Consider the following 10,143-nt stretch of genomic DNA (forward strand, 5'->3'; position numbering starts at 1 on the left):
CTTCATCAACGAGATCGCCGATCTCTCCGAAAAAGTCGGCGCCAACGTGCAGGAGGTCGCGCGCGGCATCGGCCTCGACAACCGCATCGGCACCAAATTCCTGCATGCCGGCCCCGGCTTCGGCGGCTCGTGCTTTCCGAAGGACACCAAGGCGCTGATCAAGATCGCGCAGGACTATGACGTGAGCTTGCGCATCGTCGAATCCGTGCTGGCGGTGAACGAGAACCGCAAGCGCGCGATGGCGCGCAAGGTCAGCCACGCGCTCGGCGGCTCCCTGCGCGGCAAGACCATCGCGGTGCTCGGTCTCACCTTCAAGCCCGACACCGACGACATGCGCGATGCGCCGTCGATCCCGCTGGTGACCGGCCTGATCGACATGGGTGCGAAGGTCAAGGCTTTCGATCCCGTCGGCATGGAGCAGGCCAAGGGCGAGCTGCCCAGCATCACCTATTGCGAGGATGCCTATTCCTGCGCGCAAGGCGCCGATGCGCTCGTCGTCGTCACCGAGTGGGTGCAGTTCCGCGGTCTGGATCTCGACCGGCTAAAGGCGACCCTGGCCCAGCCCGTCGTCGTCGATCTCCGCAACATCTTCAGCCCCGACGACATGGCGGCGGCCGGCTTCACCTACGAGAGCGTCGGTCGGCCGCCGGTGCAGGGCTGACCATCGCCTTATTGTTGTCTACCGAAACCGTCATGGCCGGGCTTGTCCAGGCCATCCACGTCTGTTTTCTAGGCTAGTCAAACGACGTGGATGCCCGGCAGCTTTCGTGCGAAGACGCGCTTCGCGCTTTTGCTCGGGCATGACGAACGGATAGATATTTGCCCCGCAGCTTCGACACGCCCCTCCCGATCGATGCCGTGCTCGACGATTTGTCGCGCACGCTCGAGACGCATAACGCCGCCGTGCTGGTGGCCCCTCCGGGCGCCGGCAAGACCACGCGGGTGCCATTGGCGCTGCTGGATGCGCCCTGGGCCGCGGGCAGGAAGATCATCGTGCTTGAGCCGCGGCGCATTGCGGCGCGGGCCAGCGCCGACCGGATGGCCAAATCGCTCGGCGAGCGCGCCGGCGAGACCGTCGGCTATCGCGTTCGCTTCGGCTCGAAGATATCGCGCGCCACGCGCATCGAGGTCGTGACCGAGGGCATCTTCACCCGCCAGATCCTCGACGATCCCGAGCTTTCGGGCGTCGCCGCGATCCTGTTCGACGAATTCCACGAGCGCTCGCTCGATGCCGATCTCGGCCTCGCGCTGGCGCGCGATGCGCAACTCGGCCTGCGCGAGGACCTGCGCATCCTCGTGATGTCGGCCACGCTCGATGGTGCGCGCGTCGCCAAGTTGCTTGGGGAGGCGCCGGTCGTCGAAAGCGAGGGCCGCGCCTTTCCGGTCGAGACTCGTTATCTCGGCCGCAAGGTGGACGCGCCGGTGGAGCGGCAGATGGCCGACGCGATCGCCTCGGCTCTTCGCGCGGACAGCGGTTCGGTGCTGGCCTTCCTGCCGGGCGCCGCCGAGATCCGCCGCACCCAGACTTTCCTCAGTGAACGCGTGCCGGACGCCAGCATCGAGATCGTGCCGTTGTCCGGCGCGCTCGATGCCGCCGTGCAGGATCGCGCCATTGCGCCGGCGCCGAAGGGCACGCGCAAGGTGGTGCTGGCGACCTCGATCGCGGAGACCTCCCTCACCATCGAAGGCGTGCGTATCGTGGTCGATTCCGGCCTCGCCCGCGTGCCGCGTTACGAGCCGGATATCGGCCTGACACGGCTCGAGACCGTGCGCGCCGCCCGCGCGGCGGTGGACCAGCGCCGCGGCCGCGCCGGCCGTACCGAGCCCGGCGTCTGCTACAGGCTTTGGGACGAACCGCAGACGGCCTCGCTTGCGCCCTATACTCAGCCGGAAATCTTGAGCGCCGATCTGTCCTCGCTGGTGCTCGATCTCGCGCAATGGGGCGTCGCCGATCCTGCCGCGTTGTCGTTCCTCGATCCGCCGCCCGCGCCGGCCTGGAAGGAAGCCAAGAGCCTGCTCTCCGAGCTCAACGCACTCGATGGCGACGGCCGCATCACCGCGGAAGGCAAGAGCCTGCGTGCGCTGGCGCTGCCGCCGCGTCTCGCACGCATGATCGTGGATTCGCATCGCGCAGGAGCGGGCGAGGCCGCCGCCGAGATCGCGGCCATCATCACCGAACGGGGGCTCGGCGGCGACAGCGTCGATCTCGAGCATCGGCGCGACCAGTTCCGCCGCGATCGCTCGCCGCGTGCCGCCAGCGCGCGCGATCTCGCGCGGCGCTGGGCCTCGCAGGTGGCGGCGTCAGAGAAGTCCGCGGCGGAGCAGGACGATCTCTCGACCGGCCTGATGCTCGCCTACGCCTTCCCGGACCGCGTCGCGCGCAATCGTGGCAATGGCACCTTCGTGCTCGCGAACGGTCGTGGCGCGGCGGTAGAGCCGACCTCGTCGCTCGCGCGCTCGCCCTATATCGCGATCGGCGAAATGACGGGAACGGCGGCGAGCGGGCGTATTCTGCTTGCGGCACCCATCGCCGAGGACGACATCGAGCGGCATTTCGCCGAGCATATCGAGACCGTCGACGAGATCTCCTTCGATCGCGGCGCGATGGCGCTGCGCGCACGGCGCAAGCGTGCGCTGCACGCGATCACGCTCTCTGAGGCTACGCTTGCCGTGTCGCCCTCGGAGGAAACCGCGCGCATCTTTGCAGATGGGCTGATCGCTGCGGGCCTCGACCGCTTGCCCTGGTCGAAGGCAGCAAAACAATGGCGCGACCGCGTGATGTTCCTGCGCAAGGCCGAAGGCGAGAGCTGGCCCGATCTCTCCGACGATGGGCTGATTGCGCGACGCGAAGATTGGTTGGTGCCTGCGCTCTACGACAAGACCACGTTGAAGGACATCTCCGCCGGCGATCTCTCCGATGCGCTGATGGCGCTGTTGCCCTGGGAGATGCGCGCGCGGCTCGACCGCGAGGCGCCCACGCATTTCGAGGCCCCGACCGGGAGCGTGCTCGCGATCGACTATGAGGCGGAGCAGGGGCCGACCATCGCGGTGCGGCTCCAGGAATTGTTCGGTCTCAACACCCATCCGTCGATCGCAGCCGGAAAGGTGCCGCTGGTGCTGGAATTGCTGTCGCCGGCGCAACGTCCGGTGCAGGTGACGCGCGATCTCCCCGGCTTCTGGCGCGGCAGCTACAGCGCGGTGCGCTCAGACTTACGCGGCCGCTATCCGCGCCATCCCTGGCCGGACGATCCGGCGAGCGCATTGCCGACCCGGCGGGCGAAGCCGCGCGGGACGTGAGAAGCCTTCTCCCTCGCCCCGCTCTTGCGGGGCCGGGACGAGCTTCGCTCGCCCTGAGAGGGTTGGGGTGAGGGCTCTCTCCGCAAGCTGATCTCTATCGATAGACCTGTACCCCCTCAGCCGGATTGCTTCGGACGATGCTTCGCATCGCCGAGCGCAATCCGACCTCTTCCCGCAGGCGGGGAGAGGTTGAAGTCACGGATTAACCGTTCGCTCATCCTTTTCGTCAAAATAGCACCGCTTGGCGGCGGCTTCGCTCGCGGCCAGGCGTGCCGCGTGGTGAAATCGAGCTTTCGGCTCCGAGTGGTATGATGCGTAACATTATGATCTTCGCGGCCGTCATGATCGGCCTCGGTACGTTCATGGCGCAGATGGCGGACAAGATGAGCTCCGCTTCCGCAACGTCAGCGCCGCGCACGACGGTCGCGGTCGCAACGACGGCGCCCGCCGGCGGCCGCAGCCTCAACATTCCCCGCGACGGCCGCGGCCATTTCCAGACCGAAGGCCGGATCGACGGCCAACGCATCGGCTTCATGGTCGATACCGGTGCTTCCGTGGTGGCGCTGAACGAGACCTCGGCTGCCCGCTTCGGCCTGCGTCCCTCGCGCAGCGAGTACAACGCTACCGTCTCCACCGCCAACGGCACCATCAAGGCCGCGCGCACCCGCATCGCCATGTTGGAGGTCGGCGGCCTCGTCGTACGCGACGTCGACGCGATGGTGCTCCCGGACGAAGCGCTGTCCGAGAACCTGCTCGGCCTCTCGTTCCTGTCCCGCCTGAAGCGCTTCGAATACGCCAACGGCCAGATGGTGCTGGAACAATAGTCCGGCATTGCCGTCGAGTGGCTCGACGGCGGAAAAGTCTTACACGCGTCGCGGCCCGACAGCGTTCCAGTATTTCGGATTGCCGGGCGACTGAACCCGGATCCATCGATAGGGTGCACGCGACCACGGTCTGATCTGCGGAGTCAGATTGTCCAGCACCAGGTCGCCGCTCTTCGTACGCACCAGCAGAATCAGATGGTGCTTGCCCGAGACGGTCTCGACCTCCGCGAGCAGGAGCGTGCGCTGCGGCCACCCACGGCTCAGAAGCCGGTGGCGCTTGCTGACGGCATAATCGTTGCAATCGCCGCGCTTCGGGTCGACGAGCCAGGATTCCACCACCGGGCCGAGTTCAGTCGGGTCCGGGATGATGGCGCGGTTGATGGTCTGGTTGACTTCTTTCAGATCTGCCAACCGTGTCTCGGTGAGCCGGACCGGTCCACCGCGAAAGAGCATGCGGGCGCGGCACTCGTCACGGTAGCGCAGGCAGAATGCGGTGTGCGCCAAGGGCGGAAGGGCCGGGTCCTCAAACGTGAGATACGGGCGCGCGGTCGGCGAAACGGTCGGTGCGCGCAGAGATCGCTCGCTCGCCGCGTGAGCCGCGGTCATCATTTGAGCGACAGTCATCATCATGGCGGCCGTGACCGCAACCGGAATCGACACCCTGCGCATGCGTTGTCTCCGACGTTCGCGCCGTGAGCAAGCTCGAGAGGCTTTGAGTCAATGCTCAAATTGAACGATCAGGTCGCAATCGAATGCCGGGGCACCGCCGAATCTTCGGCGGCGAGACGGAATACTCCCGAACAGCATACGCACAGCGGGGCAGTGGTTTCAACATGATTTGCGATCAGAGATTGTGTCCGCAAATCCTGGTCGATGGCGGCGCGGATCGAGCGCCGCCGGGAGCGCTGGCTATCCATTCCGCGTCGTCCCAGTTTCGTCCGGCAGCTTTAACCGTCCCCGTTACCAAACCGCCGCAATTATAAGCCATAAGCTGCCATTCCCGCCTTCCGCTGCGGCCCGGCATTCGCTAAGGCTGCATCAATTCCTGCCCTTTTCACGAGACCGTCTCAATGTTTCCCAAGCCGAAATCCGTCTTGTTGCCCAACACCTACGCCTTCGAATCAGAGCCGATGGTGAAGCCCACCGGCTTTCGCGAATACGACGCGCGCTGGTTGTTCAACAAGGAAATCAACCTGATGGGGATACAGGCGCTCGGCATGGGGCTGGGTGCGCTGATTGCCGAACTCGGCGTTAAGCAGGAAATCGTCACCGGTCATGATTTCCGCGGCTATTCGGCCTCGATCAAATATGCGCTGATCTCCGGTCTGATGGCTGCGGGGTGCAAGGTGCACGACATCGGACTGGCGGTGACGCCGATGGCCTATTTCGCGCAGTTCGATCTCGACGTGCCCTGCGTCGCGATGGTCACGGCCTCGCACAACGACAATGGCTGGACCGGCGTGAAGATGGGCGCCAACCGCCCGCTGACATTCGGTCCCGACGAGATGACGCGGCTGAAAGAGATCGTGCTCAACGCCGATTTCAAGAACAAGGCCGGCGGCTCCTACCAGTTCCACGAGAATTATCCGGCACGCTACATCGCCGACCTCACCAGCCGCCCGAAGCTGACGCGCAAGCTCAAGGTCGTCGCGGCTTGCGGCAACGGCACCGCCGGCGCGTTCGCGCCGCAGGTGCTGGAGGCGATCGGTTGCGAGGTGATCCCGCTCGACACCGAGCTCGATCACACCTTCCCGAAATACAATCCGAATCCGGAAGACATGGAGATGCTGCACGCGATCCGCGACGCGGTGCTGCATCACAAGGCCGATGTCGGCCTCGGTTTCGACGGTGACGGCGACCGCTGCGGCGTCGTCGACAACACCGGCGAGGAGATCTTTGCCGACAAGGTCGGCGTGATGCTCGCGCGCGACATGTCGGCGATCCACAAAGACGCGCAGTTCGTCGTCGACGTGAAGTCGACCGGCCTGTTCGTCACCGATCCGGTGCTGCAGAAGCAGGGCGCCAAGACCGCCTATTGGAAGACCGGCCATTCCTACATGAAGCGCCGCACCAACGAGATGGGCGCGCTCGCGGGGTTCGAGAAGTCGGGCCACTTCTTCTTCAACAAGCCGTTCGGCCGCGGCTATGACGACGGTCTGGTCTCCGCGATCGCGATCTGCGACATGCTTGACCGCGCCCCCGGCAAGTCGATGGCCGATCTGAAGAACGCGCTGCCGAAGACCTGGTCGTCGCCGACCATGTCGCCGCATTGCGCCGACGAGGTCAAATACGGCGTCATCGACAAGGTGGTGAAGCACTTCGAGGGCCTGCAGGCCAAGGGTGCCAAGATCGGCGGTCAGGCGATCCGCGATCTCGTCACCGTCAACGGCGTGCGTGTTACGGTCGAGGACGGCAGCTGGGGCCTCGTGCGCGCCTCCTCCAACAAGCCCGAGCTCGTCGTCGTCGTCGAAAGCCCGGTCTCCGAGCAGCGCATGCGCGACATGTTCGAGATGGTGGACAGCGTGCTGCGCACGCATCCTGAAGTCGGCGAGTACAATCAGAAGATCTGAGGTGGCTTGGAGGCCTAATCCAAGCCTTCCTCTCCGCTGTCATGCCCCGGCTTGATGTTTAGTCTGAGGACATGGCCGACCCCGTTCCGGGGACATCCGGGGCATCCAGTACGCCGCAGCTTCTCCGTATCCCATCGCTGTCTCTGGAATACTGGATCGCCCGGTCGAGCCGGGCGATGACAACTTTCTTGGCGTGAGCCCTAAGCCGCCACCACCGCCGGGATCGGCAGCGCGGTGACCGACTTGATCTTCTCCATCGCGAAGCGCGAGGTGACGTTCTTCAACGGCACGGCGCTGATCAGCTTCTTGTAGAAGACGTCATAGGCCTGCATGTCCGCGACCACGACGCGCAGCATGTAGTCGACGTCGCCGGCCATGCGATAAAACTCCATCACCTCGGGCATGGCGCTGACAGCTTCGGCGAACTTCTTGAGCCAGGCGTCGGAATGGTCGGCGCTCTCCACCGACACGAACACGGAGATGCCGAGCCCGATCTTGTTCTGGTCGACCAGCGCCACCCGCTTCAGGATCACGCCGTCGGCCTCCAGGCGCTGGATGCGCTTCCAGCAGGGGGTCGAGGACAGGCCGACGCGGTCGCCGATCTCGGCGACGGACAGGGAGGCGTCTTCCTGGAGGACCATCAGAATCTTGCGATCGATGGCGTCGAGGCGACGGCTGGTCTCGGGGATCTGGGCGGCGGCATCAGTCATTTGAAGAACTTTGTTCCATTATCGAGGCAAGTTTCACTCATATATAGAAAAATCTTCTACCGCAAGCCCGTACTCTTGGCGCCCAAGCCGGATCAGTGTCCGGCTATCTGGCTAAAAGCTCTTCAACTTCAATGCGTTGTGGGGCCGCTTGGCCGCCGCCATGGCGGGCGCATTTCAGGGCTGCGGTGGCTGCGGCGAATCGCAGCGCCTCCGGGGTGCCGCCGCCTTCGGCGAGGCGAAGCGCAAAGGCGCCGTGGAAGACGTCCCCGGCCCCGAGCGTATCGACCGCCTGAACCGGGAAAGCCGGCGTTTCCTCCGGCTCGCCTGTTTCGTTCAGCCAGATCGTCCCGCGCGGCCCGCGGGTGGCGGCGAGGAACGCCGGTGTCAGCGCAGCCAGACGCTTCAGCGCCGCGGCATCGTCGCCCACACCTGCGGTCTCCTGCACCTGCTCGCTGGCAAACAGGAGATGCGAGGCGGCCGTGAGCAGGCCGTCAGTCAGCGCCATCGCGCGGTCGACGCCGACGATGACGGGAACGCCGCGCCGGCGTGCTTCACTGCAGAGATCGATGCAAAAGGCGCCGCAGCGGCTCTCGACGAGGACCGCCTGGCAATCGGTCAGCAGGTCGTCGGCATCCGGCAACTTCACGTGCCACAGGGCAGGATCGCGATAGATCGTGAGCGTCCGTTCGCCTGTTCCGTCGATCATGATCGCGGAGACGGGCGTCATGAGCCCCGGCATGCGCACGATATGCGTGGTTTCGATGCCCTCGGCAGCCATCCGTTCGAAAATGAAGCCGCTCGACGTCTCCCGCGCATCGCCCATCGGCCCCGCAAACGCGACGCGGCCGCCGAGCCGGGCGATGGCAATCGCGGCATTGAGCGCGTTGCCGCCGCAGATCTCCGCGAGATGGCTGGCGTTCGCCTTGCTGCCGCGCCCGGGCACGGCCTCGACCCGAAAGCTCAGGTCGCGCACGGGAATGCCGATGCAGAGGATGCGCGGCGCGATCCCTGATGCAGCCATCGATGGTTGCCGCCTAGGCGCCGCTGCTGTCGCGTACCCAGCGGCCGAGCAGGTGATGGGCGATGGCGAAGGGATGCGGCCCGGCGAGCCCGTCGGGGTGGGTCCGCTTCAGCATCAGAGCCGCCTCGTCGCGTGTGAACCAGCGCGCGTCCTCGAGCTCGGAGTGGTCGACGACGATGTCCTCGTTCAGCGCGCGCGCGCTGCAGCCGATCATCAGCGATGACGGGTAGGGCCACGGCTGGGTCATGTAATACTGCACGTCGGTGCAGCGGATGCCGGATTCTTCGACGATCTCACGGCGCACCGCATCTTCGATGGTTTCGGCGGCCTCGACGAAGCCGGCAAGACAGGAATACATGCCCGGCGGAAACTGCTTCTGGCGGCCGAGCAGGCACTTGTCGCCGGAGGCGACCAGCATGATCACGACCGGATCGGTCCGCGGAAAGTGCTCGGCCTTGCAAGCAGGGCAGTCGCGCTTCCAGCCGCCTTCCTTCATCGCGCTGCGGGTGCCGCAATTGGCGCAATAGCCGTGGCGTTGATGCCAGCCCACCATCGACTTCGCCATCGCGATTGCCGAGAGCTCGTCGGGCGGGATCGTGCCCTGCATCGCCATGCCGCGTAGCTCGGTGACGGCATAGTCCTCGCGGCCGATCAGTTTTTCGGCAGCGGCTTGTGACAGGCCCATGCCGAACATTGCGGCGCCGTCGCGCAGGCCCAGGAAGATCGTGCCTGGATTGGCGCCGCATTTCAGCGCCTCGTCGATCGACAGCAGCGCCCGCATCTTTTCGCCCTCGCGCTTCACCAGCAGCGAGTCGCGATAGACGACATAGGCACGCGAGGATGGCTTCTGCTCCATCGCGAACAGCTTTTCGTCGTCGCGGCGCAGATGGGCGGCGCGATCGAGGACATTGGTGACGAAGGCCGGCTGTCCCAGCGGAAACGAGTCGAATGCTGACATTATTGTTCTTTCAACCCAATCGTTCTTTCAACCCAACCAGATCTTGCGCCGAAGCGCGCTGATGAAATTCTGCACCTCGGCGGCGTCGTGTGCCAGAGGTGGCATCACGCCCCAGACTGGCCGCGGCCATGCCGCGTCACTGGTCCGGCGCGCGATGATGTGGACGTGAAGCTGCGGCACGAGGTTGCCGAGCGCTGCGACATTGAGCTTGTCGCATTTGGTGATCTCCTTCAGCGCGCGCGAGACGCGCGAGATCTCCGTCATCAATTGCGCCTGCTGCACCTCGTCGAGATCGATGATCTCGACCGCATCGGGCCGCCGCGGCACCAGCAGCAGCCAGGGATAATGCGCATCCTTGATGACCAGCACCTTCGACAGCGGCAGGTCACCGATGTCGATCGTGTCTTCTTTCAGGCGGGAGTGCAGCGACCAGGCGGGATCGGGCATGAAGGTTTCCGGATGGCCCGATGGGTCGGGCTTGTTGGTCCGACCATACGATACGGAGTTAGCGAGGGGAAGGATCGGAGCCGCTGCATAGGCATGCTCAATCGTCGTCCCGGACAAGCGGAGCGCTGATCCGGGACCCATAACCACAGGATGAAGTTTTGCGAAGACTCGCGGTTACCAGCTCGCTCGGCAACTGCTCCCTGTGGCTATGGGTCCCGGGTTGCATGTTGTTGGCGTCTTCCTGATGGAAGATGAGACGCTGGCGGGACCTCGCGGTCCCGGAAGATCCTGACGATCGTGCAGATCTGGAGGCCCG

Annotated in this window: 9 protein-coding genes; 4 read left to right on the forward strand and 5 right to left on the reverse strand. The window is 65.2% G+C overall.

Features of this window, described 5'->3' with window-relative positions; translation table 11 throughout:
• The 3 genes from AC630_RS36645 to AC630_RS36655 all read left to right on the forward strand — a co-directional run.
• A partial coding sequence (locus tag AC630_RS36645; RefSeq protein WP_143198591.1) for a UDP-glucose dehydrogenase family protein occupies positions 1–661 on the forward strand: 661 nt, incomplete at its 5' end.
• 158 nt (positions 662–819) lie between these two features.
• On the forward strand, positions 820–3,297 hold the full coding sequence (hrpB, locus tag AC630_RS36650; protein ID WP_074123262.1) for an ATP-dependent helicase HrpB: 2,478 nt from the start codon (positions 820–822) through the stop codon (positions 3,295–3,297).
• A gap of 311 nt (positions 3,298–3,608) precedes the next feature.
• Entirely contained in the window at positions 3,609–4,121 is a 513-nt protein-coding gene (locus AC630_RS36655; protein WP_074123269.1) for a TIGR02281 family clan AA aspartic protease, read from the forward strand.
• Positions 4,122–4,160: 39 nt separating this feature from the next.
• Here AC630_RS36655 and AC630_RS36660 read toward each other — a convergent pair whose 3' ends face one another.
• Positions 4,161–4,790, reverse strand: coding sequence for a transglutaminase-like cysteine peptidase (locus tag AC630_RS36660; RefSeq protein WP_074123263.1), 630 nt, complete (start codon positions 4,788–4,790; stop codon positions 4,161–4,163).
• Between the two features lie 401 nt (positions 4,791–5,191).
• Here AC630_RS36660 and AC630_RS36665 point away from each other — a divergent pair, with 401 nt between their 5' ends.
• Positions 5,192–6,691: a phosphomannomutase/phosphoglucomutase gene (locus AC630_RS36665; RefSeq protein WP_074123264.1), complete on the forward strand. Its 1,500-nt coding sequence runs from the start codon at positions 5,192–5,194 to the stop codon at positions 6,689–6,691.
• Between the two features lie 200 nt (positions 6,692–6,891).
• Here AC630_RS36665 and AC630_RS36670 read toward each other — a convergent pair whose 3' ends face one another.
• From AC630_RS36670 to AC630_RS36685, 4 genes are all read right to left on the reverse strand, one after another.
• Positions 6,892–7,401 (reverse strand): Lrp/AsnC family transcriptional regulator, encoded by a 510-nt coding sequence (locus AC630_RS36670; RefSeq protein WP_074123265.1) that lies wholly within the window; start codon positions 7,399–7,401, stop codon positions 6,892–6,894.
• Positions 7,402–7,504: 103 nt separating this feature from the next.
• The gene (locus AC630_RS36675; protein ID WP_074123266.1) at positions 7,505–8,422 is read right to left on the reverse strand and encodes a PfkB family carbohydrate kinase; all 918 of its coding nucleotides are present in this window, start codon (positions 8,420–8,422) and stop codon (positions 7,505–7,507) included.
• Positions 8,423–8,435: 13 nt separating this feature from the next.
• Positions 8,436–9,380: an NAD(+) diphosphatase gene (gene nudC, locus AC630_RS36680; RefSeq protein WP_074123267.1), complete on the reverse strand. Its 945-nt coding sequence runs from the start codon at positions 9,378–9,380 to the stop codon at positions 8,436–8,438.
• A 27-nt stretch (positions 9,381–9,407) separates the two neighbouring features.
• On the reverse strand, positions 9,408–9,827 hold the full coding sequence (locus tag AC630_RS36685; protein ID WP_074123268.1) for an HIT domain-containing protein: 420 nt from the start codon (positions 9,825–9,827) through the stop codon (positions 9,408–9,410).
• Between the last annotated feature and the right edge of the window lie 316 nt (positions 9,828–10,143).

Source organism: Bradyrhizobium sp. AS23.2 (assembly GCF_001908185.1).
In the GTDB taxonomy this organism is placed as follows: Bacteria; Pseudomonadota; Alphaproteobacteria; order Rhizobiales; family Xanthobacteraceae; genus Bradyrhizobium.

Bases quoted from the DNA above. Each gene is read 5' to 3' on its own strand.
- AC630_RS36685 (WP_074123268.1), bottom strand. From the start codon at position 9,827: ATGCCCGATCCCGCCTGGTCGCTGCACTCCCGCCTGAAAGAAGACACG.
- AC630_RS36670 (WP_074123265.1), bottom strand. From the start codon at position 7,401: ATGACTGATGCCGCCGCCCAGATCCCCGAGACCAGCCGTCGCCTCGAC.
- AC630_RS36675 (WP_074123266.1), bottom strand. From the start codon at position 8,422: ATGGCTGCATCAGGGATCGCGCCGCGCATCCTCTGCATCGGCATTCCC.
- AC630_RS36665 (WP_074123264.1), top strand. From the start codon at position 5,192: ATGTTTCCCAAGCCGAAATCCGTCTTGTTGCCCAACACCTACGCCTTC.
- nudC (WP_074123267.1), bottom strand. From the start codon at position 9,380: ATGTCAGCATTCGACTCGTTTCCGCTGGGACAGCCGGCCTTCGTCACC.
- AC630_RS36660 (WP_074123263.1), bottom strand. From the start codon at position 4,790: ATGCGCAGGGTGTCGATTCCGGTTGCGGTCACGGCCGCCATGATGATG.
- AC630_RS36655 (WP_074123269.1), top strand. From the start codon at position 3,609: ATGCGTAACATTATGATCTTCGCGGCCGTCATGATCGGCCTCGGTACG.